A 25119-nucleotide genomic window follows, 5' to 3' on the forward strand; every position below is an offset into this window, starting at 1 on the left:
GCGGTGTTCCCTTCTCGCTCGGTGGTGCGCGTGGCGACGAGGCGTGACTCCGTTGTCAGGCCTCGGGTTCGACCGCGGGGTGCTGCTCAAGGTCGCGGTCGGGCTCGTGGTCGGCCGCCAGGACGGGGCCGAAGTGATCGGAGCTGAGCTGGTGGTCGGCTGCCACTCCGAGCAGGGCGAGGACGATGAGGTGGCCGAGCGCCCAGAGCCAGGTGAGTACGGCTTCGACGGGATCCCGATGAGCAGCACGGTAGATGTCTTCGTGCGGCTGGTAGTCGGTCATGCCACATCGGTCCTGAGCTCGGCCCAGACCACGGTGCCGTCGCTCGTCGCGTCGACGCCCCAGCTCTCGCACATCCGGCTCACGAGGAGGAGCCCCCGGCCGTTCTCGGCCAGGGCGGACGAGGCGGGCCGGTCGACGGGCCCAGGCCCCGCGTCCGTGACCTCGATTCGCAGACCGCGCGGCTGAGGTGCCAGACGGACGTCGAAGCAGCCAAGGCACGACGCCGCGCCGTGAAGAACGGCGTTGGTGCAGAGCTCGGACGCGACCAGCTCGATGTCCTGGACGAGTGGCCTGTCGAACTCCCATGCGCCGACGACCCCCCTGATCAGCGCCCGGGCCAAGGGCACGGAGGCGTGAGCGTGCAGGAAGCTCATCTGCACCGACAGACAGCCGGCCACCTCGATGGCTTCCTTTGCTCGAAGGTCCTGACGTGCCACCACGATCCACCCTCCTCGTTGCCCAATCACCCAGCAGGCAAAGCTGCTTGAGGGCGAGTCAGAACGCTAGGAGGATGGATGGTGGGGAACCCGGAAAATCCTTCCGGGGTAGGCAGCGGGAGCGCCCTCAGGCTGGGAGCATGCCTGGAATGAGTGAGACGCTGAGCATCGGCGAGCGCGTCGCCTGGTACCGCCGTCGACGGGGCATGCCCCAGGAGGTTCTGGCCGGCCTCGTCGGGCGAACAGCCGACTGGCTGAGCAAGGTCGAGAACGGCCGTATCGAGCTCGATCGGCTTTCGGTCATCAGGGCGCTGGCCGATGCCCTCGACATCCGGCTCGGCGACCTGCTGGCGGAGCCGTCACTCCTCGACTGGCCCGGCGATGCCCAGGGCGGAGCCATCTCGAAGCTGCGCGAAGCGCTCATGGACTACAAGCAGCTGTCGCCGTTCCTGGCGGCCGACGACGCCGAACAGCCGCCCGACCTCGACATCCTGCGCGCCGAGGTGGGCTCCGCCTGGTCCGCTTACCAGGACGCCAGATACTCCCGCGCGACCAGACTCATCCCGGACATCCTCTCCCAGGCCCAGCGCGCGGTGCGCATGTACGAGGGCGATCAACAACAGCAGGCCAAGGCGTTGCTCGCTATGGCCTACCAAGGCGCCGCGATGGTCCTGACGAAGATAGGCGAAGCCGACCTCGCCTGGATGTCGGCCGACCGCGGCCTCACGGCGGCCCAGGAGTCGGGCAACATCGTCGTCACCGGCTCGCTGTTCCGCTCGGTCTCCCACTGCCTGCTCAGCAACGGACGCCTCACCGCCGCCAAGGACTTGGTCATGAACTCGGCCTCGTTCCTGGAGGCCGGCTTGGAGGACGGTACCCCGACCTACCTGTCGATCTACGGCACCCTCTTCCTCGTCGGGTCGATGGCCGCCGCAAGGATCGAGGACCGGAGCACGGTGCGCGACTTCCTCGCCGAGGCGGACCGGGCGGCCCAGCGCCTCGGCCACGACGCCAACCACATGTGGACGGCCTTCGGGCCCACCAACGTGGCAATCCACCGCATCTCGACCGCCATGGAGCTCGGCGACGTCCAGATCGCCCTCGACCAAGGTCCGCGCGTGGACTCCTCGACCCTGCCTCTCGAACGCCGAGTGCGGCACTCACTCGAAATCGCCCGCGCCCACAGCGCACAGAACCGCATGGACGAGGCCCTCGCCCTCGTACTGGACGCCGAGGAGCTGGCCCCCGAGCAAGTCCGCTACCACTTCATCCCCCGACACCTGGTGACCAACTGGGTCCGCCAACAGCGAGGCAAACCCAGCTACTTGCTGGCAGGCGTCGCACAGCGGCTCCAGATCGTCGCGTGACGCGGATGGGCGGCTACAGTCGTCGCCATGAGCGACTCCCAGTCCCACGAGGTCGTGGCCCAGCCCCGCACCGCCGCCGGCGTGCTCTTCTTCGACGAGGACAACCGCGTCCTCCTCGTGAAGCCGACCTACAAGCCCGGCTGGGAGATCCCCGGCGGCTACCTCCACGCCGGCGAGACCCCGAGCGAGGGCGCTGCCCGCGAGGTCAAGGAGGAACTTGGCATCACCCCGCCGATCGGCCGCCTGCTCGTCGCCGACTGGGCACCCCACCCCACCGAGGGCGACAAGCTCCTCTTCGTCTTCGACGGCGGCGTCCTCCCCGCCGACGAGCTCGACAACATCACCGTCGACCAGGTGGAGATCGACAAGTACGCCTTCCACGCCACCGACCAGCTCGACGAACTCCTCATCCCGCGCCTCGCCCGCCGCGTCCACGCCGCCTGCGTCGCCAGGACGCAGTCCGCGACCGTCTACCTGGAGCACGGAACGACCCGCGCGTAGATCCACGACCTCACTCCGGCTGCACGGGGCTTCCTCCGACGCAGCCAGTGAGTGTGATCAAGCCCGCTCGCCCCAACACGGCTCATCTGCCTTGGCATTGTGGTACGTTCCGTGATCCAACCGAAAATAGGCGACCCCGGCAGCGCGCCAACGCTCCGGGGTCTGGCACCAGGAGCGCGAACTCCCGATGCGAGTACATCGTACCGAACACGTACGCAACTTCACCGTGCTGCCCAACTGCATGCTGCAGTACCGGCAGCTGTCCTACACCGCCCGCGGCCTACTCGCGGACCTCCTCTCCCGCCCTGACGGCTGGCGCGAAGACGGCCGGCACATGGCCGACACCAGCCCCCAGGGCCGCGGCGCGATCCGCAAGGCCCTGAAAGAGCTGACCGAGACCGGCTTCTACCGCGTCGAGAAGATCCGCATGCCGGACGGCACGATCATCACCGAGACCCACGTCTACGACACCCCGCAGCTGGCGCTGCCGGGTGCCACCCGTCCGGTCTCCGGTAAAGCGACCACCGGCGGTGCTGACGTCCTTCCAAAGGACCGGTTCAAAGGAACCTCCCTCCCCGCCGAGCAGCCCGACGAGCCGGTCCTCGCCGACGAGCCGCAGGCGAACATGGGAGGGCGGGAGGAAGACCACGAGGACGAGGCTGACGCGCAGCCCGTGGCGGTGCCGGACAAGCAGATCCGCGAGGCGGTCGCCACGCTGTTCCGGGTGATTCGCCCCGAGCCGCGCCTGCGGCTCGGCCAAGCCGAAGCCGAGGAACTCGCACCCCTCGTCGCGCAATGGCTGGAGCGCGGCGCGACCCAGGCCGATCTCGCCCACGCCCTGCTGCCGGGCCTACCAGCACCGGTGCACTCGGCGGTCGCGGTGCTCCGCTATCGCCTGGAGCGCAAGATGCCGCCCGTCCAGCCCGCTGTGCGGCCCACAGCGGCCCGTTACGCCGAGTGCGCCAAGTGCCACGACCCGGTGCCCCGGCCGGGCATCTGCCGCCCGTGTACGGGCCTCGACGCCCGCTCGGTTACGGTCGGTGCCGGAGCAGCCATAGCCGCCGAAGGGGCTGCGCGCGTTCGTACAGCCATGAGTGCTGCAAGGGCCGTAGTGGAGAGCCGGCGACAGACGCCCGCCCTGGCCAGCTGACCTACAGATGCCTACTCTCGCCGATCAACGGGTTTGACCCTGCTGCTGGGCTCCGCAGGGATGCCAAGGCGGCCGTAGTGGAACCGCCTCAGCTTGGACAGTCCCCTTCGCATCGGCTCCGGCGGCCGACATTTCGTCAGGCCGATGTTCCGCACCTTCCCCTTTGCCTAATGCGTCCTATGCACTGGCTGCCAGGTCGTTGAGTATGGCGGGGACGACGGGCCAGCACATGTCGACCGTATCGCCGTCAGGGGTGTGCCGGGTCCGCCTCTCAAGGTGGGGGTGTACGAGGTTGCGGTAGTGACGTACCAGTTGGGAGGCCATCTTGGCGTCGTGTTGAATCCACCCGTTGTCGTGAGCGAAGTCGACGAGGTCCTGCAGTCCCATGTTCCTTAGCGGCTTGGGCAGAGGTGTCGTGGCCGTGCGGACCTCCGCGGCATGCAGCAAGACCCCCTCCAGAAGGCTACCCATCATGATGAGGGCGGAGATGTAGAAGCCTTGTTCGGCACACGCGCGGGCTTCGTCGAGACGCATCTGCACGGCACGAGCGAGTTCGGGATCCTTTACGACTTCGGTGATCGAGACCTTGAGCTCGACGCGAGGTATGCGAACGCCCGGGTCGAAGACAGGATCCTGCTCGATCAGCTGCGGGCGGCCCTTTACGTATTCGACACGTAGCCCTTCGAGAGCAAGGATGTCGTTGAGACGGTGCAGGGTGGCCTTGAACTCCTTCTCCTGACCATGGAATTCCACGGGATTGACCACTCTCAACACAGCACGCTCGATATCCTCCGAGTCTTGCTGCCGCTCGCGAAGGCGTTCGAGCGTCCACTCGACTCGGGGCGAGCCGTCGTGATCGGGCACCTGGGCCCATCCAGCGCGGGTGAAGAACTGCGGAAGCTCCCAGCCCTTCCGGTAGATCACGGGGCCATCGTCTCCGCAGATCAAGCGTGCGATCTCCGCCAGAGTGCTGTCGTCGAGGGGGTTGGGCACGTCATGCTCCTTGAGGGGAGGCGGCAGGCGCCTCGACGGGGGTTTCGCTCTCGTCCGACTCATCGGAATCCTCGGTAAGGGCGACCGGGGTCCAGGTGCTGTTGGTGTCGATGGCGGACTCGACTCGGGCCCCAGGGTGGATGCCCAGGCTGTCCAGGCGCTGCCAGAGCGGCTGGAGAGCGGCGTCGGGGTCGAGTGCGAATGCACTGCTGCGAACGCGCCAGAATCGCCAGCCGGCGCGCCGCAGTTCACGTTCGCGCTCCGCGTCGTCATGGATTTGCCGACTGGTGGAGTGGTACGGACTTCCGTCGCACTCCACCGCCAGGCGACCGTTGTCGCCGATCACGACAAGGTCGATGAGCTTGCCGTTGGCACGCCACTGAGGCACGACGTGGTAGCCCCGCTCCCGAATCCGGAGGAAGACGCGTTGCTCGAATACGGAGTCGAAAGGATCTTGGCGAGGGCTGTCGGGCGTGACGTTGACCAGTTCGGGCGGCGTGTTCTGAAGGGCGGGCGGGGACTGCATGTAGGTGAGAAGGTTATGCCGTAGGTCGCGGCTGTTGAGCAGGTCGGTCGTGACGGACGTGAACAGCCACATCTGGTCCCGGGCCCGGCTGGCAGCCACATTGAAGCGCCGACCGTCGCCGAGGCTGGTCAGGGCACGCGTGTTGTCCTTGTCGATGACGAGAGACAGCAGGATGACGTCCCGCTCATCACCCTGGAACTGGGCTGGCGTGCCCACACGGATCTCATGGCGTTCGCGGATCGCAAGGTCAATCCGCGTGTCGATGAGGTCCTCGATCAGTCGTACCTGTGCTCCGCCGCTGCGCATCACAACGACACCGAAGGTCCGCCCGGTGTAAGCGGGATCGAGAGTGAGCGTCAGGAGAGTCTCGACGATCCTCTCGGCTTCCGCCCGGTTGACGAGCCTGTCGCCGAACCCATCGCAATGGCCGTCAGGGACATGGACAACCCGAAGTGGGGGGAGACGATCTGCGCCGTACTGGCGAAGCGGTTCCAGCTCATAGTCGTAGAACTGGCCGGAGGACCAGTGGATGATCTCGGGCATGCACCGGAAGTGCTCGGTCAAGCGAATGACCTGGCTGAAGGTCTGGGACAGCAGGGCGTAGAGGTTGGACTTGGGGTTGAAGCCCTCGCGCTGCCAGTCCTCCATGCCCGGGAACAACTCATCGAATCGCTGGAGGAGCCGGTCGTGCTTGCCGCCGGTGTAAACCGGGGCACACTGCTGGTCGTCACCGACGATGACAACTCGGGGCGCGAGCCAGAGCAGCATCACGCCCTCAAGACTCACCTGGCTGGCCTCGTCGACGATGACGACATCGAAGCAGTCCTGCTCCGGTGAGATCATCTGCGCCACCTGCTTGACCGGCATTACCCAGGCCGGCACCGCGCCGCTGGCGACCCGCATCGCAGAGCGCGCGTTCTTGAGATGGCGCCGGCTCAGCGCGGACAGTCCCTTGCCCGCGTTGCTCATTGCGGTCGCGTACGCGCTGAGTGCCTGACGCTGAGCCGCAGTCATCCGCAGCAGGCAGTGGCGCAGGGCATGGGCTGCTGCCAGATGAGCGATGGTTCCCTGCAACTGTTCCTCGGCCTCGTCCAGGCGCTTCTCCAGCAACTCCTCCCGACCGACGGCGAGCATCTGGTCGCGGAAGGTCTGGGCGCGCCGCCAAGCCCACGCTTCGCCAAGGGCATCCAGGCGACTGACCCACGCGGCGTCAGTGGGACTCTCCACAAGCCTGCGTGTCAGCTCCGGGTGTTCCGAGTCGAGGTGCTCAAGGAGCTTGCGCGCCTCGCGGCGGTCATCCTCCCGGTGGTACGCGCGGGCCAGCGCGTTGAGTGCATCCTCGTAAGCACCTGGGTCACAAGCGGCGATAGCGCGGTGAACCTCCGCAAGCTCGGGCACCGCACGAGCCGATAGTGCCGGCAACGCGGCCCCCAACTGCTCGAGATCCCGTTGTGCCTGTTGGACAGCGAGGTGGCCGAGAGCATGGTTGAGAGCAGTGCGGACGTTCTGCCACTCCTGGAGCGTGCGCACTGAAGTCCGGATCCGGGCCTGGACCAGCGCCTCGTGGACGGCAGTGGTGCGGGTCGCGAAGCTCGTGATGGCGTCAAGAACCGGAGTACGGTCCAACAACTCCGACAGCGCCGCCGCGATCGGGGTTTCCAAGGCAGGCGCACCGGCATCAGTCCAGCGGGCACTAAGCTGCTCCGCGCTGAGTCGCGCCTGGAGATGGGTGACAACAGCCCCGACCTCGGCAGCCGTGCTGGGGGAGCGACCATTTACAGTGCACGTGGTCAGCAGATCAGCAGCTTCCTTCTCGACCGCCGCCTTGAAGAAGCGCTTGTGCAACTGCTTGCCGCTCGCCAGGTGCTGTTGCAGCGCCTGTCCCGCGCGAATGAGGCGTGAGGTCTCGGCAGCGGCGTGCTCGTCAGGCAGGCCGACATGGTCGAAGTCGCACACGAGTAGCGCCGATTGGGCCTGCTCGGCCTGCAGTGACGCCTTTCGCACCTGACTCCAGAGAAACGACTTGTTCCCGGCGATCAGGTCGGAGACTGCTCGATTCAGCCAACCACCAACCGGCCATGCCTCGACAGCTGCCGGCAAACCAACCTGCTGAAGTACTCCGTCCGCCGCCTCGACGTGCTCCTGCAACTGCTGGACGAAGTCCGGCCCGCGAGCCGCGATGTCGTCGGCGAGGGCATTGAGCCCCGCCTGAGTATGGACCTCCTCGGCGGCCGTCAGACCTGCAACGGCCGCCGCGAACTCGTGAGCCGTGGGCAGCTCGTCCGGGTCGGGGCAGCTGGCAGCGAAGTCGTCCAGCACGGACGGGCCATGTCGTGTGATGATCGCAAGCAGTCGACGGACCTCGTCAGCGCCCACCGACGGTACCTCGGGCGCGGTGACCGGTAGCGGGGGAAGCCAATCGAATACCCCTTCTCCTGCTGCCACCGCCTCAACGATCTCCGAGAGACGTCCGCGGTAACCAGGGGAGATCTCGGGGTGGTCGTACCACTCCTTCTCGCGCAGCGAGCGCAGTTCCTCGCGCAGTTTGGCTGCCTCTGCGGACAGGCGGGCTCGTAGTGCGCTCAGGTCTTCGATTGTCCCCGCGAGTTGCTCCGGCGTCGTCGTCGAGGCCCGGTGCGACAACGCTCGCACTGAGCGTTCCACGTCCTCAGTTCCGCCCGAGCGTGCGTCGGTCTGAAGAACGCACAGCTCGCGTAGTGACGGGGGTAGCTTCTCGCGCAGCACCCGTAGAGCCTGGTCCTTTTCACTCGTCACGAGAACCCGCTTGCCGTCAGCCAGCAGCGCGCAGACTAGGTTGGCGATGGTGTGCGTCTTCCCGGTCCCCGGCGGCCCCTGGACCACAATCCCGGTGTCCTGCTGCAGCCGCCGCAGAACATCTCGCTGGGCGGCGTTGGCACGTAGCGGGAAGAGCGGGTCGGGGCCGAGTGCCGGCTGCGCGGTTGTGCCACCAACGGAGGACCATTCGATCCGATCTGACGCCGCCATCGGCTGGAGCAGCTGAGCCAGGCCCAACGGGCAAGTGGCTCCAGGACGTGACAGCTCCTGAGCGATCGCCTCGTAGAAGCTGGCGATCGCGCTGCGCCCACGTTCACGAAGGATTAGTGCTGGTGAGAGCTGCAGTTGCAGATCCGACTGCCCGATACGGGCGCGCTCCGCGCGCTCCCAACTCCTGTCGAATCGGATCGCCTGATCCCTGCCCAGAGCCCGGTCGCACCATTGGACGAGCACCTCCTCGACTTCTGGGGACAACGGATGCAGATCGCCGCTGTCCATCCGCGACCGGACCGACGTAAGCAGTTCGGAGGTGTATCCGTCCTCCTCGTCAAGGAAGTCGCGGTCCTCAAGCCGCATTGGCGCGTCCGGTACCAGCATGACGGCGATCTCGACCGTTTCGGGCTTGATGGTCAACACGGCTGGTGTAGTGAGCACGTGACGGCGCACGGGGCCAGCCGACTGGTTCTTCTCTCCGCGAAGCAGCCCCACAGCCAAGACAGCCTCGTAGACGTCACCGTCCTCCTGCAGGCGCCGAGCGATCCTGCGTAGACGCTGATGAAGCTTGCGGTGGGGCTCATTCGCACGCTCGGTGGCCGACCACTTCTGCCACTGAGGCAGCCACCTGGTGTACGCGCGAAGGACGTCGGCGGCATCCTCGCGACGAATCTCATTTACCTCGATCAACTCACCATTCTCGTCTTCGATCCAACCCCGCCCCGGGCCAGTCTCTGCGAGCAAGGGCTCCTCGACCGTCGGCTGTGCCACCGCTTCCGAAGACAGCCAGCCCGACAGCTCCTTCGGGATCTCCGGGGCTGGCTTCCGTGGTCGGTGGTCCACCTTCATCAGAACACCATCGGCCGTAGCCTTCGGGCGGGGCAGGCTGTGGGGCAGATCCGCGAGCCAGAGAACGTCCTCAAACTGCCCGCAATCACGAACCGGCCGATGAGCGGTACGAACGAAGTCGCGCAGGTACTCAACGAGATTGCGGGCCTGAACCGTTGCGATCGGGTCATCCGCCCTGAAGTGCTGCCGAGCCACTCATCCCCCAAGGTCATCGCCGTGATGTGAACGTTGCAGGATGCAGCAGGGTGACCACGGTCAGCAATGAAACGTTTGCGCTATACAGCAATTCAGGCCGCTGGGCTTGGCTTCCCGCTCTGCCGGCTCACTCACATCCAGGCAGGCAGCTCATGGTCACTGGCAGCAAGGTTGCCAGTGGCGGTTCTCCGCGAGATCCACTCACCTGCGACCAAGAGCGTCGACTTAACGGCTGGATTTGGCCGTCGGGCCGACGAGCGGGGTGGCCAAAACGAAGCGGATCCACGCGGCCGAAGGCAGCGGTGGCGCGCGGACCACGTCGCACAGTGCCCACCGAGGGCACATCCAGGGCGCATGCGGGCGGAAAATGGCGCTGACCAGTGAAAAGCCCGTACAAGAGTTTTCCCAGGTCAGCGCCATGATCACCGCGAACTCGCAGGTCAGCGCGACGCTCATGCAGTACGTGAACTACCGCTGACCCCTGGAGGGTTGTGCGGCAGGGCCCCGCTCCCGGGAAATCGAGTTCCCGGAGCGGGGCCTTTCGCATGGGTGGGGTCAGTCGGTCGCGAGGTGGGGGTGGGCGGCCTCGGCGAGGGCCTGGGCCTGGGCGCGCAGGGTGGCGAGCTGGTCCTGCAGGGTGGCCGGGCCGGAGGTCTTGGGCAGGGTCGGGGCGGTCGCCGGTGGGGTCGGGAGCTGGCCGATCAGGCCTTGCAGGGTGCTCTGCAGGGTGGCGACGAGCTGCTGGACGGCTCGAGGTCGGGGACGGCGGACGTGACCGTCGAGAGCAGGCCGGTGACCAGCTTGACGATGTCGCCGAGCACCCCGAGGGCCGTGCTCGGGTCCGGGGTCGCGGACAGGGCCGGGACGGCGGGGGCCGGAACGTCGAGCGGGGCCAGGTCGGCGGGACGGTCCGGGACGGCGGGGGCCGGAACGGCCGTCAGGGCCAGGCCGGCCGGCAGGAACGGTTCGGCGGGCGCCAGGTCGGCAAGCGCCGGGACGGCGGCGGGGTTCGGGGTGGAGGCGAGGGTGGCGCGCGGGACCGCGGCTTCGTTGCCGGCGGCGGTGGCGGACGCCGTGGTGACCATGATCAGCGCGAGGGCTGCGGTCAGCACGGCGGCCATCCGGGTGGCACGCACGGGTACTGCTTCCTCTCAAGTGCGAGTCAGGCGAGATCGCCTGCTTCACACCGTGGGGCAGTACTCCGGACGCAGCCACCACAGGTACGCCGAACGGTGCGCGGCGGGTCAGCCGGCGGCAAGTCAGTCGGCCGCCGCCCAGCCGCTGGTGCCGCGGTGGGCCGACAGGCCGACGGACGCGAACTCGTCCACCCGGCCCGCCTCGGTGCGGGCGCCGATCCGCCGCAGGGCGCGGGAGATCGGGGAGCCTTCCGGCGGGAAGGGTTCGAACTCGCTCTTGGTGAGCGGGCCGAGGACGATCCGGCCGTCCTCCCAGACGGCGGCGCGCTGAGTGCCGCTGCCGCCGAAGTACTCGGCCTCGACGCAGGCGATCGGACCGGCCTTGGACCAGGCGGCCAGGCGGAGTTCGAAGCCGTCCGGGTGCCAGCCGAAACCGGCCCGGTCGACGGGCTTCGTCGTGCCACCGTCGGCCTGGAGGGCGGAGAGCACCGCCGGGGTGGCCGGGATCAGGGCCAGCCCCTGGGCGAGTGGCACCACCCGGGCCGCCGGGACTTCCGCCGCGGCCACCGCCAGTAGCTCGAATGTTCCTATCAGCGCCTGGAGTTCATAGGACATGCCGGACATCGTGTCCCACCGCACTGACAGTCGGCTCGGAGTTTATGATTCCGTGCCCGGCCGGAGTCCGTAGAGCAGCGTGAGGACCGTCACGTCCATCGCGTCCTCGGCCGTACTGGGCGCTTCCTCGTTCAGTTCGGCGAGGAGTTCGGCGAGTTGGGCCCGCAGCCGGATCAGCCGGTCCGGGCTGATCCGCAGCGTCGAGTGCGCGAACAGGCCGGGCGGGCCGGCCGATCCGTCCCGGGACGAGCTGAAGTCCAGCCGCCCGTCGAGGACCTGGGCCCGGAAGTCGCCGCGGACCCGGTCGATGGCGGCCAGGATGGCGTCGTACGCCTCGGTGCGGCCCGGGGAGTCGGCGGTGAAGATCTCCGGGGCGAGCCGGATCGACTCCTGGGCCGCGGCGTAGCGACTCTCGACGATGCCGGAGACCAGCCGGGTACCGGCCACGATGATCAGCCCGGCCTTCTCCAGCTGCTTGATGTGCCGGTAGAGCTTGGTCTGCGGTTCGCCGAGCGCGGCGGCGATCTCCTTGGCGGTGAGCGGGCGCTCCTCGCCGGACTTCAGGGCCCCGAGGATGGCCAGCCGCAACGGGTCGGCCAGCGCCTTGAGCACGGCGACATCGGCCACCCGGCGTTCCTTGATCCAGGCGGTGGACTGCTCGCCGCCGTCGGCGGGTTCCAGATCGTGCTCGGCCACGGGCCCACCTTGGCAGATCGGCCGCGCCGCGCGCAATCACGCCCTGGTGAGCGCTCACCCTTGCGCAACCAATCACGCTTCCGACATCATTCACGACAACGTGAATGATGTCGGAAGCGCGAATGGCGGGGTGGGCATGGCGGGGAACAGGACAGCGACCGACGGGTCGAGGCCGGTCGCGGCACCAGCGGCACCAACGGCGGCAACGGCGGCAGAGGCAGTGGAGGCAGTGGAGGCAGCCGAGGCGGTCACACCGCCCGTCCCGCTGCGGCGGAACCTGCGCTTCCAGGCGCTCTGGGCCGGCCAGGCCGCCGCGACGCTCGGCATGCGGGTCGGCGACACCGCCTTCCCGCTGCTGGTCCTCGCACTCACCGGCTCCTCCACCGCCGCCGGGGCCTTCGGCGCCGTGCAGATGGTCACGACCCTGCTGCTGGGTGTCCACGGCGGCGTCGTCGCCGACCGCCTCGACCGCCGCCGGGTGCTGATCGCCTCCGACGCCGCCCGGCTGATCGCCACGGCGACCGTCCCGGTGGCCATGGCCTTCGACCGGCTGACCCTGGCCCACCTGCTGCTCGTCGCCGTCGCCGTCGGGGCGACCATCGCGTACAGCGGCCCGATCCGGCTGCTGGCGCTGCGCTCGGTGGTGGCGCCGGAGCAGCTGCCGCAGGCACTCGCCCAGGACGAGGCCCGGATGAACGGGGCCTCGCTGGCCGGTCCGCCGCTGGCAGGCTTCCTGTACGGGCTCGGCGGCGCGGTGCCGTTCCTCGGGAGCGCGCTCGCCTCCCTGCTCGCGTTGGTGGCCGCGCTGGTGGTGCGCTTCCCCGGCCGCCCCGCCAGCGCACAGCCGAACCACCCCGCCACCGCACAGCCCAACCGCGACGCCGCCGCACAGCCGAACCGCGACCCGGGCGGCACGCAGCCGGCCCCCGATTCCGGCGGCGCCCTGGCCGGGTACCGCCTGCTCGCCGCCTCCCCGCTGCTGCGCTCCGCCCTGGCCGTCCTGCTGGTGATCAACCTCGCCGGGACGGCCCTGATGCTGCCGGTGATGGTGCTGCTGCGGGACGGGGGCACGAGCAGCGGCGGGATCGGCCTGGCACTGGCCGGCGAGGCGGTCGGGGCGCTGGCCGGAGCCGCCCTGGTCCCCCGGCTGCACCGGATGGCCGGGCCGGGTGTCCTGTTGCTGGTGGTGGCCTGGACCGCCGTGCCGGTGCCGCTGGCGCCGCTGCTGCCGGGCGGGGCGGTCACCGTGTTCGCCGCGCTGTTCATGGTGGGGTTCGGCATTCCGGCCCTGCGGGTGATGCTGGACCTGCTGGTGTTCCAGCAGGTGCCGGACGAGCTCCGCGGCCGGGCGATCGCGGCGACCATGACGCTGCTGACCGCGGGCATGCCGGCCGGGACACTCGGCAGCGGCCTGCTGCTGGACCACCTCTCCCCCGCCGTCGCGCTGGCCGCGATCACCATCCTGCTCGCGGTCGCCCTGCTGCCCGCGACCGCGAGCCGTACGCTGCGCCGCGCCGTCTGGCCGACTCCGCAGAATCCGGCGGCCCACCCCTGACAGTCGCTCACCCGTGCGGGTGCACGCCGCATGCGGTGGCCTCGGCAACCGGGTGAACTGGCCGGGTACGGCCCGCCCCGGAACCCTTCCCGGGCGGCATCCGCGCCCGGGGCGCCTCGCGCCCGGACCTCGCGCAGCCGACCGGGGCCGTACCGGAGGAGGACAGATGGGTTCCACGGACGCGCCCTCGCCCGGCCGGGGCGGCCCCGGCGAGGCCGCCGCCCCCGGCGGTTCCGGCGGATCCGGTGACCCGACAAGCCCTGGTGACCACGGAGACCCCGGCGGCCGGAGGAGCCCCGGTGCCCGGAGGAACCCCGGTGGCCGGAGAAACCCCGGTGACCTGAGGAACCCCGGCGGCCAGGCCACCCGCGAGCGGACCGGCTCGGTGGCCGCCCGGGTGGCCATCGCCCCCCGGATGTCCTGGCTGACGCTCGCCCTGATGACCACGAGTTCGGTGGCCAGCCTGCGCTCCGCCCCGACCATGGCCGTCTACGGCCTGGCCTGCGTCTTCCTCTACCTCGTCCCGGCGCTGGTGTTCCTGCTGCCGACCGCGCTGGTCTCCGCCGAGCTGGCGTCCGGCTGGGAGGGCGGCGTCTACCGCTGGGTCTCGGAGGGCCTGTCGAAGCCGCTGGGCTTCCTCGCCGTCTGGTGCCAGTTCGCGATGACGATCTTCTACTACCCGTCCCTGCTGGCGTACGTGGCGTCGACGATCGCGTACGTGGTGAACCCGAAGCTGGCCAGCAACGGCCCGTACACCGCCGTGGTGATCATGGTGCTGTACTGGACCGGCGTCTGGGTCTCCTCGCGCGGGACGAAGGCGGTGGCCGGCCTGTCCTCGATGGGCCTGGTGATCGGCACCCTGATCCCCGGCACGCTGCTGGTGGTGCTCGGCTTCGTCTTCCTCGGCGAGGGCAACGGCTCCGCCGCGCCGATGGACTCCGCGCACCTGCTCCCGCAGTGGACCGGCCTGGCCAGCCTGGTGCTGATCGTCAACAACTTCCTCAGCTACTCCGGCATGGAGATGAACGCGGTGCACGTCTCCTCGCTGCGCAATCCGGCGCGGGAGTTCCCCCGCTCGATGTTCACCGCGTCCGCGATGGTGCTGCTGATCTTCATCCTGCCGGCGCTGGCGATCAGTTGGGTGGTGCCGTCCAGCGAGCTGAGCCTGACGGCCGGTGTGATGCAGGCCTTCGACGCCTTCTTCCAGTACTTCGACATCGGCTGGCTCACCCCGGTGATCGCGGTGGCGCTGATCGCGGCCTCGCTCGGCGGCATGCTGACCTGGCTGGCCGGGCCGTCCAAGGGCCTGCTGATGATCTCCCGGCAGGAGGGCTACCTGCCGCCGTTCCTGCAGCGGCTGAACCGGGCGGGCGTCCAGCAGAACCTGCTGGTCGCCCAGGGCGTGGTCACCACGGCGATCGCCCTGCTGTACGCGCTGATCCCGAACGTCTCCAGCGCGTACTGGATCTTCTCGGTGATCACCACGCAGGTGTACCTGATCGTCTACCTGCTGATGTTCACCGCCGCGATCCGGCTGCGCCGCACCCAGCCGGACCACCCGCGCGGCTACCGGGCCCCGGCGCTGGTGCCGATCTGCGTGGTCGGGCTGCTCTCCTCGGCGTGCGCGATGGCGATCGGCTTCGTGCCGTCCTCGCAGTTCGGCAGCGGCAGCGTCTGGATGTACATCGGGATCGTCGGCGGCGGCCTGCTGGCCCTCGGCCTGCTGATCCCGTACCTGTTCCTGCGGCTGCGCAAGCCCGGCTGGCGCTCCCCGGAGGCGGTGGCGGAGCTGGCCGCGCAGGAGTCGGCCGAACTGCGCCGCGCCGAGGGCGGTGCGGCATGACCACGAGCCTGATGGCCTCCCGGCACCGCTGGATCTACCTCGGGGCGATCGCGCTGCTGGTCGCGATGCTGATCACCGGCCTGCTCTCGTTCAGCCGGCTGCACGCCACCGACCAGGCCGACCGGAAGGCCGAGCAGCTTGCCCGGGCGCTGAGTTCGGCCGGTTACCCGGCGCCCACGCAGGACCAGATCGTGCACACCCTGGGCGAGGACGGCGGCGCCGTCTGCGCGAACCCGTCGAACGCGCTGACCCAGGCGCAGTGGACGTCCGCCATGTCCAACGGCGCCGACGGACCGGGCCAGCGGCCGGTGCCGTCCGACCGCGACGCGGTGCGGGCCGAGGCGATCGTGCTCTCGGTGTACTGCCCGGGCAAGCTCGCCGGGATCCAGGACAGGATCGACGACCTCAACCTGCAGGACACCGTCCGCAAGTAGCCCCAGGGAGCAGCCATGACCGACGAACTAGCCCGCCGGATCGCCGAGTTGATGCCCCGCGCCAAGACCGACCTGGCCGAGCTGGTGGCCGTCCCGTCCGTCGCCGACCCCCGCCAGTACCCGCCGGAGAAGTGCCGGGAGGCCGCCGAGTGGGTCGCCGCCGCCTTCACCGAGGCCGGCCTGCGCGACGTCCACCTGGAGGAGACCCCGGACGGCAGCCACGCCGTGATCGGCCACCGCCCGCCGCCGCCCGGCGCCCCGACCGTCCTGCTCTACTGCCACTACGACGTCCAGCCCCCGCTCGACGACGCCGCCTGGACCTCCCCGCCGTTCCAGCTCACCGAGCGGGACGGCCGCTGGTACGGGCGCGGCGCCGCCGACTGCAAGGGCAACATCGTCATGCACCTCACCGCCCTGCGGGCGCTGGGCGACGACGTCCCGGTCGGCCTCAAGCTGGTCGTCGAGGGCTCCGAGGAGCAGGGCACCGGCGGCCTGGAGGAGTACGTGCCGCCGCACGCCGGGGAGTTGCACGCGGACGCCCTGCTGGTCTGCGACACCGGCAACGCCGCCGTCGGCGTCCCCACCGCCACCACCTCGCTGCGCGGGGTCGCCACCGCGGTCGTCACCGTCAAGGCGCTCAAGGGCGACATGCACTCCGGCATGTTCGGCGGCCCCGCCCCCGACGCGCTCGCCGCGCTGATCCGGATGCTCGACTCGCTGCGCGACGCCGACGGCGGCACCCGGATCGACGGCCTGGACTGCACGGGCGCCTGGAGCGGCGTCGGCTACGACGAGACGCGGTTCCGCACCGACGCCGGCGTGCTGGACGGCGTCCGACTGACCGGCTCCGGGACGGTCGCCGACCGGCTCTGGGCCCGCCCGGCGGTGACCGTCCTCGGCATCGACTGCCCGCCCGTGGTCGGCTCCGCCGCCGCCGTCCCGGCCACCGCCCGGGCCCGGGTGAGCCTGCGGGTGCCGCCCGGCACCGACGCGCGCGCCGCCCAGGACGCGCTGATCGCGCACCTGCGGGCCGCCGCGCCCTGGGGCGTGCTGGTGGAGGCCGAGCGGGAGAGCGCCGGTTCGCCGTTCCGCGCGGACACCGGCGGGCCCGCGTACGCCGCGCTCGACAAGGCGGTGCAGGAGGTCTACGGCAAGCCGATCTCCTTCCTCGGCCAGGGCGGCTCGATCCCGCTCTGCACCGTGTTCGCCACCACCTTCCCGGCGGCGGAGATCGTCCTGATGGGCGTCGAGGAGCCGCGCTGCCTCATCCACGCGCCGAACGAGAGCGTCGACCCCGGCGAGATCGAGCACATGGCCCACGTCGAGGCGCTGTTCCTGCGGCACTTCGCCAACTCCGCCCGCACGTGATGGAGTTCCACGTGATGGAGTTCCAGCAGTACCCCGTCCGGCCTTGAGGAGGAACCGACCGTGCCTCGTCCCTTCACCACCGAGGACTACGCCGCCCGGATGGCCCGGGCCACCGCCGACGCGACCGCCGCCGGACTGGCCGGCCTGGTCGTCGCCCCCGGACCCGACCTGGTCTACCTGTGCGGCTACCAGCCCACCGCGATCACCGAGCGGCTCACCGCCCTGGTGCTCACCGCCGGGCGCGAACCCGCGCTGATCGTCCCCAAGTTGGAGCGCCCGGACGCCGGGAAGGCGGCCGGCGCCCCGGCCCTGCGGCTGCTCGACTGGACCGACGGCGAGGACCCGTACGCCACCGCCCGCCCGCTGCTCGACCCGGCCGGGCGGTACGGCATCTCCGACAACGCCTGGGCGATGCACCTGCTCGGCCTCCAGGCCGCGCTGCCCGGCACCGGCTTCACCTCGCTCACCGAGACCCTGCCGATGCTGCGCGCGGTCAAGGGCGCCGACGAGTTGGAGCGGCTGGCCGCGGCCGGCGGCGCCGCGGACGCCGCCTACCGGGGCATCCTGGAGGTCGACTTCGCCGGCCGCCGGGAGACCGACGTCGCCGCCGACCTCGGCGCGCTGCTCATCAAGTACGGGCACAGCCAGGTCGACTTCACCGTGGTCGGCTCCGGCCCGAACGGCGCCAACCCGCACCACGAGGCCGGCGACCGGGTGATCCGGCCCGGCGACACCGTGGTGCTGGACTTCGGCGGGCTCAAGGACGGCTACGGCTCCGACACCACCCGCACCGTGCACGTCGGCACCGAGGTGCCGGCGGAGGTCCAGAAGGTGCACGACGTGGTCCGGCTCGCCCAGCAGACCGCGTTCGAGGCGGTCCGACCCGGGGTCAGCTGCCAGGAGATCGACCGGATCGCCCGCCGGGTGATCACCGAGGCCGGGTACGGCGAGTACTTCATCCACCGCACCGGCCACGGCATCGGCATCACCACGCACGAACCGCCGTACCTGGTCGAGGGCGAGGAGCGGCCGCTGGTGCCCGGCATGTGCTTCTCGATCGAGCCCGGCGTCTACCTGCCCGGCCGCTTCGGAGTGCGGATCGAGGACATCGTCACGGTCACCCCCGCCGGCGGCCGCCGGCTCAACAACACCCCGCACGAGCTGGGCATCGTCTCATGACCGGGACCTCGCCCCGCTGCTCCGCCGTCAGAACGGCGACCCGGCCGTGCGACTTTCTTACGAGGCGGTCATGGTTCACCCAGAGTCCTCCAAGCTTGCGTTGGTAGTTTCGGTGAGCATGACCAAGCTGCTCAGCCCGGCCCCGCCCACCCCGGCGCGGACCGGGCGACTGCGACCCGTGACCGCCCGCCCCCGCCGGACCGGTCTGTCGAGACTTCGACTGCTGGCCTGGCCGGTCTACCTGACCGCGCTCGTCTGGTTCCTGCGCACCCAGGGCATGGCCTTCGCCAACGACGTGGTGTTCCTGTGGCTGATCGGTGCCCTGCTGACGGCGGCCGTGCACAGCGGGCACGGCAGACGGGGCTTCCTGCTGGTGCTGCGCGACTGGGTGCCGGTGATGGCCGCCGTCTGGACGTACTCGCTGCTGCGCGGCTACGGCGCGCACACCCCGTGGGCCCCGCACTGGCTGCCGCAGCTGCGCGCCGACGAAGTGCTCGGCTTCGGCGAGACCTGGACCGTCCGGCTCCAGCACGCGCTGTGGACGCCCGGCTCGCCGCACTGGTACGACTACGCGGCGACGGCCGTCTACCTCTCGCACTTCTTCCTGGTCTTCGTCCTGCTCGCGGTGCTCTGGCGGCGCCGGCACGACCGGTTCCGGCAACTGCTCGCCTGCTACCTGCTGCTCACCTTCGCCGGCTTCGCCACGTACCTGCTCTACCCGGCCGACCCGCCGTGGCTGGTCGCCCAGGAGGGCCACCTGCCGGGGCTCACCCGGGTCGTGTGGGACGTGATCTCCACCAGCGGGCTGCCGCAGGCCGACTCGCTGGTCGAGAACGGCAGCCAGTTCGCCAACGACGTCGCCGCGATGCCCTCGCTGCACTCCGCCTACCCGGCGATGCTGCTCTTCTTCTTCTGGCCGACGGCCCGCCCCTGGCTGCGGGCGCTGCTGGTCGCCTATCCGCTCGCGATGGCGTTCACCCTGGTGTACGGCGCCGAGCACTTCATCGTGGACATCTTCGCGGGCTGGGCGTACGCGGCGGCGGTGGTGTTCGGCCTCCGGTGGCTCCGGAACCGGCGTTCACGGCTCATCAGGGAGCGGGCAGACTTGGCCACGTGCCGAACCAGCCCCTCCCTCCCGTGAAGCCCACCGCCGAACAGCTCCAGGCGGCCAAGGACACCACCATCCCGGACGTCACCGGGCCCGGACTGCGGGTGCTGTTCTGCGGCATCAACCCGGGCCTGTGGTCCGGCGCCACCGGGCACCACTTCGCCCGCCCCGGCAACCGCTTCTGGCCCGCCCTGCACCGCTCCGGCTTCACCGCGCGCCAGTTCCGCCCGGACGAGCAGGGCGAGCTGCCCGCGCTCGGCCTGGGCATCACCAACGTCGCCCCGCGCACCACCGCCAAGGCCGACGAACTGACCGCCGAAGAACTGCGCGAGGGCGGCGCCGCGCTCACCGAGCGCGTGCTGCGGCTGCGCCCGCGCGTACTGGCCGTGCTCGGCATCGGCGCCTACCGGACGGCCTTCGGGCGGCGGCGGGCCTCGATCGGCCGCCAGCCGGAGGGCATCGGCGACACCGAGGTGTGGGTGCTGCCCAACCCGAGCGGGCTCAACGCGCACTACACGCTGGACGCGCTGGCCGCCGAGTTCCGCCGGCTCCGGGACGCGCTGGACGGCTGACGGCCGGACCGGCAGCCGCACGGGCAGCCGGGCAGGCAGCCGCACCGGCAGCCGGGCAGGCGGCTCGTCAGGCCGCCGTCAGCCCCGGCGGCAGCGGGAGCTCGCGCAGCTCGCGGATCAGCGCCCGGACGGCGGCCGTCCCGGCCAGCTCGGGCGTGGTGACGTACCCGACGAACCGGCTGGGCGGGTGCGGCCCGAGGTCGGCGACGGCGAGGCCGGCCGGGGCACCGAGCAGCGCCGTCCGGGGCATGATCGCCATGCCGAGGCCCTGCGAGACCAGCGAGACGGCCACCGTGTCGTCCTCGACGTCGATGGTCGCGGGCGGGATCCAGTCCTGCCGCCGCCACCAGTCCCGGGTGTAGGAGCCGCAGTTCTCGTCCCAGTCGACCAGCGGCAGCCCGCGCGGCGCCGGATGGCCCCGCTGGTGCGCGAGCGCGTACGACTCCTCGTACAGGCGCACCGCGACCAGGCCCGGGACGGGCGGCGGGCCGTCGGCGTCCAGGGTGGCCAGCCCGAGGTCGGCGCGGCCGTCGGCGACCTCCCCGGCGGTGCCGCGGCCGAGTTCCCGGACGATCCGGACCTGCGCCGTCAGCCCCGGGTGACGGGCGGCCAGCCCGGCCAGCACGGGCGGCAGCAGGTGGGCGGCGGCGCTGCGGAAGGCGGCGATCCGCAGCGTGCCGGTCAGCGGCCCGGTCGTGCCCACGCCGCGCACCTCGGGGCCCATCGCGGCCAGCAGCCGCAGGATCCGGCGGGCGTACGCCACCGCCCGCGCGCCGGCGTCGGTGGGGCGTGCGCCGTGGCGCCCACGGTCGAAGAGCACCGCGCCGAGCTTCCGCTCGCAGGCGCGCACGGCGTGCGAGACGGCGGACTGGGTGGTGTCGAGGCGCACGGCGGCGGCCGTGAAGCTGCCCTCCTCCTCGACCGCGACCAGGATCCGCAGCTCGTGCGGGGCGAGATCGGTCATGCGCCCGAATCTACCGGCATCCATCAATCCCGCTCATGGAAGCCGCCGTTCCATCGACGCGGACCCCTGCCCGGCCGCTCCCCCGCTTCCTACGGTGGGCGCATCCGCCCGTCGCCTCCCGTTCGGAGCAGCCCGATGTCCCGCCCCACCGCCCGCGCCGTCCACCTGGTGTCCCGCCCCGACGGCGCTCCGACCGCCGAGAACTTCGCCTTCGTCGAGGAGCTCATCCCGGCGCTCGCCGCCGGTGAGGCCCTGGTCGAGAACACCCACCAGTCCGTCGACCCGTACATGCGCGAGGAGATGGAGGAGGAGGACGGCTGGGAGCTGCACGCCCCGCTGGAGGGCCGCACCCTCGGCCGGGTGGTGGAGTCCCGGGCCGACGCCCTGCCGGTCGGCACGCTGGTCTTCCACCGCCAGGCCTGGCGCACCCACTCGGTGGTCACCGCCGAGACCGCGAACCCGCTGCCCGACCTCGACGGCGTCCCGCTCAGCGCCCACCTGTCGGTGTTCGGCGGCACCGGTCTGTCCGCCTGGGTCGCCCTCACCCGGATCGCCCGGCTGCAGCCCGGCGAGACGATCTTCATCTCGTCGGCCGCCGGCGGGGTCGGCACCGCCGCCGGCCAGTTCGCCCGGCTGCTCGGCGCCGGCCGGATCATCGGCAGCACCGGCTCCGCCGCCAAGGCCGCCCACCTCACCGAGCACCTCGGCTTCGACGCCGCCTTCGACTACCACGACGGGCCGATCGCCGACCGGCTCCGCGAGGCCGCCCCCGACGGGCTGCACGTCTACCTGGACAACGTCGGCGGCGACCACCTGGAGGGCGCCATCAGCGCCCTGCGCGACTACGGCCGGATCGCCTGGTGCGGCGCCGTCGCCCAGTACAACCACCCCCGGAACCCGCCCGCCGCCCCGCGCAACCTCTTCGACGTGGTCGGCAAGAGCCTGCGGCTGGAAGGCTTCCTGGTCCGCAACCACCGCGACGCCCAACCGGAGCTGTACGAGTTCCTCGTCCCGCACCTGCGCTCCGGCGCGGTGGTCCCGGACGAGACGATCGTGGACGGCTTCGACCACGTGGTGGACGCCTTCCTCGGCATGCTGCGGGGCGCCAACACCGGCAAGATGATCGTCCGGCTCGCCGAGTAGGCCGCGCCCGGTGCTGCCGCCGCGCCCGGCGGGATCCACCGGGGCACGCCCCGGTCACTCCGGCAGCACCGCCAGCTCCAGGGCGGCCAGCCGGGCCGGGTCGGCGACCACCTCGTAGCCGGCCACCCGGCCGTCCACCACCGCCACCCGCAGCACCAGCCGCAACCGCCCGCCCGGGGCGATCACGATCCCCGGCACCCCGTCCACCAGCGCCACCGCGCCGAACCGGGCCCGCCGGCCGAACACCGTCGTCTCCCGGGCCACCGTCTCCGCACCCCGGGCCACCGGGGAACGCCCGGCCGGCAGCGCGGCCGGATCGGCCTGGCGCACCACGTCCGGCGCCAGCACCGCCAGCAGCGCGGCCAGATCCCCGCCCCGGGCGGCGGACAGGAACGCCTCCACCACCCGCCGGTGCCCGGCCAGGCGCTCCGGCGGCAGCGCGGCCGTCCCGCGCACCCGTTGCCGGGCCCGGCTGGCCAGCTTCTTGGCGGCCACCGGGGTCCGGCCGACGATCGGCGCGATCTGCTCGAACGGCACCGCGAAGCCGTCGTGCAGCACGAAGGCGACCCGCTCGGCCGGCCCCAGCCGGTCCAGCACCACCAGCAGCGCCCGGCCCACCGACTCGACCAGCAGCGCCTCCCGCTCCGGGTCCGCGCCCCCGCCCGCCGCACCGGCCACCGCCGCGTCCGGCAGCCCGTCCGGCAGCGCGTCGCCGGTCGGCTCCTCGCGGCGCACCGCGCGGGCCCGCAGCACGTCCAGGCAGATCCGCGACACCACCGTGGTCAGCCAGCCCGGCAGGTTGTCCACCTCGTCCGGACCGGCCCGGTCCAGCCGCAGCCACGCCTCCTGGACGGCCTCCTCCGCCTCGCCCGTCGACCCGAGCATCCGCTGGGCGACCGCCCTCAGCCGCCCCCGCTCGGCCTCGAACCGCGCCGCCAGCACCTCGTCCCGGTCCATCGGTCACCTTTCCTCGGCCCGGCCCGTCACAGCGATGACGATCCACCCAGCACCGAAGTGACGGGAGAACGCTGTGACCACCACCACCCTGCTGCACCTGGACTCCAGCATCAGCCACGGCGACTCGGTCAGCCGCGCGCTGACCGCCCGGTTCGCCGCCGCCTGGCGCGCCCGGCACGGCGCCGCCGGCCGGTACGTCCACCGGGACCTCGCCGCCGAACCGGTCGCCGCGATCGGCGCCGGGTACGCCCTCCTCGGCCGCCGCGTCGAACGCAAGGGGACCATCCCGGTCGCCGACGTCGCCGCCCTCGCCGAAGGCCCGGACGAGGAACACGAGTGGTCCCTCACCCACCCGCTGATCGACCGGCTGCTCGCCGCCGACACCGTGCTGCTCGGCGTGCCGATGTACAACCTCACCGTCCCGGCCACGCTCAAGGCCTGGATCGACCGGATCAGCTTCCCCGGCGTCTACACCGACCCGGCCACCGGCGAGAGCCTGCTGCGCCACACCCGGGTCGTCGTCGCGGCCGCCCGCGGCGGCGGCTACGGCCCCGGCACCCCGCGCGAGGCCTTCGACTTCCAGACCCCGTACCTGCGGGCCTACTTCGCCAGGCTCGGCGTCCCGGCCGAGCAGCTGCACGTCGTCCCGGCCGAACTCACCCGCGCCGACGACGTCCCCGCCCTGGCCGGGCTGCGGCCGCTCGCCGCGAAGTCCCTGGCCGACGCCGAAGCCGCCCTGGACGCGCTCGCCACCGCCTGATCCACCGCGACCGGCCTACAGCGGCTGACCTACAGCGGGGTGACGGCCTTCAGCACCACCAGCAGGGCCACGGCGGCGTTGAGCGCGCACAGCGCCGACGCCGCCGTACCGGCCGCGGCGACCATCGCGGCCAGGCCCGCCCGGGTCTTCGCCGGGGGCCAGTTGCGGGACGTCGGCACCGGGCCGAGCAGCGCGGCGACCCGGCGCGGCACCGGGCCGGGCGCGGCCGCCGGGGCGGCGAAGGCCGCGAAGCCGGGCGCCGGCGCCGCGTGCGACACCAGGGCCGCCCGGGCCACCGCCCGCGCGGTGATCCGGCGGTCCCCCACCTCCTGGGCCGACTCCTCGTCCGCCCAGCGCTCCGCGCTGAACGCCACCGCGTACTGCAGCGGCCGCAGGAACGGGTTGACGCAGGCGGCCAGCTGGGTGGTCAGCAGGTACCGGTGGTGACGGTGGCGCAGGTGCGCCCGCTCGTGCGCGAGCAGCGCCTCGCGCTCGTCCTCGGGCAGCCCGGCCAGCATCCCGGTGGAGACCACCACGCGCCCCGGCGAACCGGGCAGCGCGTACGCGTACGGGCTGCGGTCCGGCAGCACCGCGAGGTCGCCGGCCGCCTCCGGCCCGGCCGGCAGCCCGGTCAGCGCCCGCCGGGCCCGGGAGCGCACCCGCAGGTGCCGGCCGACCGTCCGGGCGCAGGCCGCGGCCACCAGGACCAGCAGCCACATCGCGGCCGTCCCGACCGTCTCGTGGTACGGCAGCGCGGCCCGCACCTCCGGGTCGGACCAGCTGTCCGGCAGCGGGTTGCCGGGGATCTGCGCGGTGCCCACCACGCCGATCAGTCCGAGGCAGAGCACACTGCACACGGCCATCACCGCGCTGATCACGGTCATCAGCCGGGCCGCGCCGCGCGGGTGCAGGTGCTGCTCGGTGAGACGTGCGATCGGCACCGCGGTCAGCGGCAGGATGAGCGGGAGGAAGACGAAGAAGCCCACGGGTCAGCTCTCACGGTCGGCCGCTGCCGGATCGGCGGAGGCGGCGTCCAGCAGCGCCCGCAGCAGGTCCTCGTCGTGCGGGAGCAGCGCGCTCACGAAGCTGGCCAGGACGGCGTCCCGGTCCGCTTCCCCGTCGAGCATCCGGCGCATCCGCAGGGCCGCCAGCCCGGCCACGTCGGAGGAGGCCTGCCACAGGTAGGAGCGGCCCGAACGGGACCGCGAGACGGCGCTCTTGGCGTGCAGCCGGGACAGGATGGTCATCACGGTGGTGTACGCAAGGTCGCCCTCCAGGCGTTCCTGGACCCACCCCGCGGTGGCCGGGCCGGGCGCCCGTTGGAGCACCGCGAGCACCTGCGCCTCCAACTCGCCCTGGCCGCGCCGTCGGGCGGGCGCTTCCGCGGCCGCCGGGGCGTGCCTCTCGTCTGCCATGACGGCCCACTCCCTCCGGATGCCGCGCCCCGGAGCCGGCGGGGCACGCGTTCATCCTAACGAG

25 protein-coding genes are annotated in these 25119 nt (G+C 71.5%); 13 read left to right on the forward strand and 12 right to left on the reverse strand.

Features of this window, described 5'->3' with window-relative positions; all coding sequences use genetic code 11:
* Window positions 1–55: 55 nt before the first annotated feature.
* Both ACIPLC_RS00725 and ACIPLC_RS00730 read right to left on the reverse strand, forming a co-directional pair.
* Window positions 56–283, reverse strand: coding sequence for a hypothetical protein (locus ACIPLC_RS00725; RefSeq protein ID WP_380225230.1), 228 nt, complete (start codon window positions 281–283; stop codon window positions 56–58).
* Window positions 280–723, reverse strand: coding sequence for an ATP-binding protein (locus ACIPLC_RS00730; RefSeq protein WP_400469310.1), 444 nt, complete (start codon window positions 721–723; stop codon window positions 280–282). Before ACIPLC_RS00730 ends, ACIPLC_RS00725 begins: the two co-directional genes overlap by 4 nt.
* 146 nt (window positions 724–869) lie before the next feature.
* On the opposite strand from ACIPLC_RS00730, the gene ACIPLC_RS00735 reads away from it, so the two are divergent.
* The 3 genes from ACIPLC_RS00735 (at window position 870) to ACIPLC_RS00745 (ending at window position 3738) form a co-directional block, all read left to right on the forward strand.
* Window positions 870–2087, forward strand: coding sequence for a helix-turn-helix domain-containing protein (locus tag ACIPLC_RS00735; RefSeq protein ID WP_400469313.1), 1218 nt, complete (start codon window positions 870–872; stop codon window positions 2085–2087).
* A 27-nt stretch (window positions 2088–2114) separates the two neighbouring features.
* The gene (locus ACIPLC_RS00740) at window positions 2115–2588 is read left to right on the forward strand and encodes an NUDIX domain-containing protein (RefSeq protein ID WP_400469316.1); all 474 of its coding nucleotides are present in this window, start codon (window positions 2115–2117) and stop codon (window positions 2586–2588) included.
* A 241-nt stretch (window positions 2589–2829) separates the two neighbouring features.
* The gene (locus ACIPLC_RS00745) at window positions 2830–3738 is read left to right on the forward strand and encodes a hypothetical protein (RefSeq protein WP_400469318.1); all 909 of its coding nucleotides are present in this window, start codon (window positions 2830–2832) and stop codon (window positions 3736–3738) included.
* Between the two features lie 177 nt (window positions 3739–3915).
* Here ACIPLC_RS00745 and ACIPLC_RS00750 read toward each other — a convergent pair whose 3' ends face one another.
* Both ACIPLC_RS00750 and ACIPLC_RS00755 read right to left on the reverse strand, forming a co-directional pair.
* Window positions 3916–4731: a hypothetical protein gene (locus ACIPLC_RS00750; RefSeq protein ID WP_400469321.1), complete on the reverse strand. Its 816-nt coding sequence runs from the start codon at window positions 4729–4731 to the stop codon at window positions 3916–3918.
* A gap of 1 nt (window position 4732) precedes the next feature.
* Complete coding sequence (locus tag ACIPLC_RS00755; protein WP_400469324.1) at window positions 4733–9115, reverse strand: AAA domain-containing protein; 4383 nt, start codon at window positions 9113–9115, stop codon at window positions 4733–4735.
* A 39-nt stretch (window positions 9116–9154) separates the two neighbouring features.
* On the opposite strand from ACIPLC_RS00755, the gene ACIPLC_RS00760 reads away from it, so the two are divergent.
* Window positions 9155–9340, forward strand: coding sequence for a hypothetical protein (locus ACIPLC_RS00760; RefSeq protein WP_400469327.1), 186 nt, complete (start codon window positions 9155–9157; stop codon window positions 9338–9340).
* A 195-nt stretch (window positions 9341–9535) separates the two neighbouring features.
* Here ACIPLC_RS00760 and ACIPLC_RS00765 read toward each other — a convergent pair whose 3' ends face one another.
* The 4 genes from ACIPLC_RS00765 to ACIPLC_RS00780 form a co-directional block, all read right to left on the reverse strand.
* Window positions 9536–9766, reverse strand: a complete 231-nt coding sequence (locus tag ACIPLC_RS00765; protein WP_400469330.1) for a hypothetical protein — start codon at window positions 9764–9766, stop codon at window positions 9536–9538.
* A 245-nt stretch (window positions 9767–10011) separates the two neighbouring features.
* Window positions 10012–10446, reverse strand: a complete 435-nt coding sequence (locus ACIPLC_RS00770) for a hypothetical protein (protein WP_400469333.1) — start codon at window positions 10444–10446, stop codon at window positions 10012–10014.
* 123 nt (window positions 10447–10569) lie between these two features.
* A complete protein-coding gene (locus tag ACIPLC_RS00775; RefSeq protein ID WP_400469336.1) occupies window positions 10570–11061 on the reverse strand; it encodes a hypothetical protein in 492 nt (163 codons plus the stop codon).
* 42 nt (window positions 11062–11103) lie between these two features.
* Window positions 11104–11757 (reverse strand): ArsR/SmtB family transcription factor, encoded by a 654-nt coding sequence (locus ACIPLC_RS00780; RefSeq protein ID WP_400469339.1) that lies wholly within the window; start codon window positions 11755–11757, stop codon window positions 11104–11106.
* 229 nt (window positions 11758–11986) lie between these two features.
* Between ACIPLC_RS00780 and ACIPLC_RS00785 the strand changes: the two genes are divergently transcribed.
* The 7 genes from ACIPLC_RS00785 to mug all read left to right on the forward strand — a co-directional run bounded on the left by ACIPLC_RS00785 (window position 11987) and on the right by mug (window position 19816).
* On the forward strand, window positions 11987–13312 hold the full coding sequence (locus tag ACIPLC_RS00785) for an MFS transporter (RefSeq protein ID WP_400469342.1): 1326 nt from the start codon (window positions 11987–11989) through the stop codon (window positions 13310–13312).
* Window positions 13313–13727: 415 nt separating this feature from the next.
* Window positions 13728–15155: an APC family permease gene (locus ACIPLC_RS00790; RefSeq protein WP_400470605.1), complete on the forward strand. Its 1428-nt coding sequence runs from the start codon at window positions 13728–13730 to the stop codon at window positions 15153–15155.
* Window positions 15152–15589, forward strand: a complete 438-nt coding sequence (locus ACIPLC_RS00795) for a hypothetical protein (RefSeq protein ID WP_400469345.1) — start codon at window positions 15152–15154, stop codon at window positions 15587–15589. The genes ACIPLC_RS00790 and ACIPLC_RS00795 overlap by 4 nt, the downstream gene beginning before the upstream one ends.
* Window positions 15590–15604: 15 nt before the next feature.
* Entirely contained in the window at window positions 15605–16957 is a 1353-nt protein-coding gene (locus tag ACIPLC_RS00800; RefSeq protein WP_400469348.1) for a dipeptidase, read from the forward strand.
* Between the two features lie 99 nt (window positions 16958–17056).
* Window positions 17057–18136 (forward strand): aminopeptidase P family protein, encoded by a 1080-nt coding sequence (locus ACIPLC_RS00805; protein WP_400470607.1) that lies wholly within the window; start codon window positions 17057–17059, stop codon window positions 18134–18136.
* A gap of 118 nt (window positions 18137–18254) precedes the next feature.
* Complete coding sequence (locus ACIPLC_RS00810) at window positions 18255–19277, forward strand: phosphatase PAP2 family protein (protein ID WP_400469351.1); 1023 nt, start codon at window positions 18255–18257, stop codon at window positions 19275–19277.
* A complete protein-coding gene (gene mug / locus ACIPLC_RS00815; protein WP_400469353.1) occupies window positions 19250–19816 on the forward strand; it encodes a G/U mismatch-specific DNA glycosylase in 567 nt (188 codons plus the stop codon). Before ACIPLC_RS00810 ends, mug begins: the two co-directional genes overlap by 28 nt.
* A 67-nt stretch (window positions 19817–19883) precedes the next feature.
* On the opposite strand, the gene ACIPLC_RS00820 is transcribed toward mug, so the two are convergent.
* On the reverse strand, window positions 19884–20780 hold the full coding sequence (locus tag ACIPLC_RS00820; RefSeq protein ID WP_400469356.1) for a LysR family transcriptional regulator: 897 nt from the start codon (window positions 20778–20780) through the stop codon (window positions 19884–19886).
* Between the two features lie 135 nt (window positions 20781–20915).
* Between ACIPLC_RS00820 and ACIPLC_RS00825 the strand changes: the two genes are divergently transcribed.
* Complete coding sequence (locus ACIPLC_RS00825; RefSeq protein ID WP_400469359.1) at window positions 20916–21923, forward strand: NADP-dependent oxidoreductase; 1008 nt, start codon at window positions 20916–20918, stop codon at window positions 21921–21923.
* 54 nt (window positions 21924–21977) lie between these two features.
* Here the strand turns inward: ACIPLC_RS00825 and ACIPLC_RS00830 are convergent, their stop codons facing one another.
* Window positions 21978–22880 (reverse strand): sigma-70 family RNA polymerase sigma factor, encoded by a 903-nt coding sequence (locus ACIPLC_RS00830; RefSeq protein ID WP_400469362.1) that lies wholly within the window; start codon window positions 22878–22880, stop codon window positions 21978–21980.
* Window positions 22881–22953: 73 nt separating this feature from the next.
* Here ACIPLC_RS00830 and ACIPLC_RS00835 point away from each other — a divergent pair, with 73 nt between their 5' ends.
* The gene (locus tag ACIPLC_RS00835; RefSeq protein WP_400469365.1) at window positions 22954–23640 is read left to right on the forward strand and encodes an FMN-dependent NADH-azoreductase; all 687 of its coding nucleotides are present in this window, start codon (window positions 22954–22956) and stop codon (window positions 23638–23640) included.
* A gap of 29 nt (window positions 23641–23669) precedes the next feature.
* Here ACIPLC_RS00835 and ACIPLC_RS00840 read toward each other — a convergent pair whose 3' ends face one another.
* Both ACIPLC_RS00840 and ACIPLC_RS00845 read right to left on the reverse strand, forming a co-directional pair.
* Window positions 23670–24626, reverse strand: a complete 957-nt coding sequence (locus tag ACIPLC_RS00840; RefSeq protein WP_400469368.1) for a M48 family metalloprotease — start codon at window positions 24624–24626, stop codon at window positions 23670–23672.
* A 3-nt stretch (window positions 24627–24629) separates the two neighbouring features.
* Window positions 24630–25055: a BlaI/MecI/CopY family transcriptional regulator gene (locus ACIPLC_RS00845; protein WP_400469371.1), complete on the reverse strand. Its 426-nt coding sequence runs from the start codon at window positions 25053–25055 to the stop codon at window positions 24630–24632.
* Window positions 25056–25119: the final 64 nt, after the last annotated feature.

Origin of the sequence: Kitasatospora sp. NPDC086801, assembly GCF_044745805.1 — a bacterium.
Classification (GTDB): Bacteria; Actinomycetota; Actinomycetes; order Streptomycetales; family Streptomycetaceae; genus Kitasatospora.

Excerpts from the sequence above, each read along its gene's own strand:
- ACIPLC_RS00725 (WP_380225230.1), bottom strand. The coding sequence starts at position 283 with ATGACCGACTACCAGCCGCACGAAGACATCTACCGTGCTGCTCATCGG.
- ACIPLC_RS00735 (WP_400469313.1), top strand. The coding sequence starts at position 870 with ATGAGTGAGACGCTGAGCATCGGCGAGCGCGTCGCCTGGTACCGCCGT.
- ACIPLC_RS00740 (WP_400469316.1), top strand. The coding sequence starts at position 2,115 with ATGAGCGACTCCCAGTCCCACGAGGTCGTGGCCCAGCCCCGCACCGCC.
- ACIPLC_RS00745 (WP_400469318.1), top strand. The coding sequence starts at position 2,830 with ATGCTGCAGTACCGGCAGCTGTCCTACACCGCCCGCGGCCTACTCGCG.
- ACIPLC_RS00755 (WP_400469324.1), bottom strand. The coding sequence starts at position 9,115 with ATGAAGGTGGACCACCGACCACGGAAGCCAGCCCCGGAGATCCCGAAG.
- ACIPLC_RS00765 (WP_400469330.1), bottom strand. The coding sequence starts at position 9,766 with ATGAGCGTCGCGCTGACCTGCGAGTTCGCGGTGATCATGGCGCTGACC.
- ACIPLC_RS00775 (WP_400469336.1), bottom strand. The coding sequence starts at position 11,061 with ATGTCCTATGAACTCCAGGCGCTGATAGGAACATTCGAGCTACTGGCG.
- ACIPLC_RS00790 (WP_400470605.1), top strand. The coding sequence starts at position 13,728 with ATGTCCTGGCTGACGCTCGCCCTGATGACCACGAGTTCGGTGGCCAGC.
- ACIPLC_RS00795 (WP_400469345.1), top strand. The coding sequence starts at position 15,152 with ATGACCACGAGCCTGATGGCCTCCCGGCACCGCTGGATCTACCTCGGG.
- ACIPLC_RS00800 (WP_400469348.1), top strand. The coding sequence starts at position 15,605 with ATGACCGACGAACTAGCCCGCCGGATCGCCGAGTTGATGCCCCGCGCC.
- ACIPLC_RS00805 (WP_400470607.1), top strand. The coding sequence starts at position 17,057 with ATGGCCCGGGCCACCGCCGACGCGACCGCCGCCGGACTGGCCGGCCTG.
- ACIPLC_RS00810 (WP_400469351.1), top strand. The coding sequence starts at position 18,255 with ATGACCAAGCTGCTCAGCCCGGCCCCGCCCACCCCGGCGCGGACCGGG.
- ACIPLC_RS00820 (WP_400469356.1), bottom strand. The coding sequence starts at position 20,780 with ATGACCGATCTCGCCCCGCACGAGCTGCGGATCCTGGTCGCGGTCGAG.
- ACIPLC_RS00825 (WP_400469359.1), top strand. The coding sequence starts at position 20,916 with ATGTCCCGCCCCACCGCCCGCGCCGTCCACCTGGTGTCCCGCCCCGAC.
- ACIPLC_RS00830 (WP_400469362.1), bottom strand. The coding sequence starts at position 22,880 with ATGGACCGGGACGAGGTGCTGGCGGCGCGGTTCGAGGCCGAGCGGGGG.
- ACIPLC_RS00845 (WP_400469371.1), bottom strand. The coding sequence starts at position 25,055 with ATGGCAGACGAGAGGCACGCCCCGGCGGCCGCGGAAGCGCCCGCCCGA.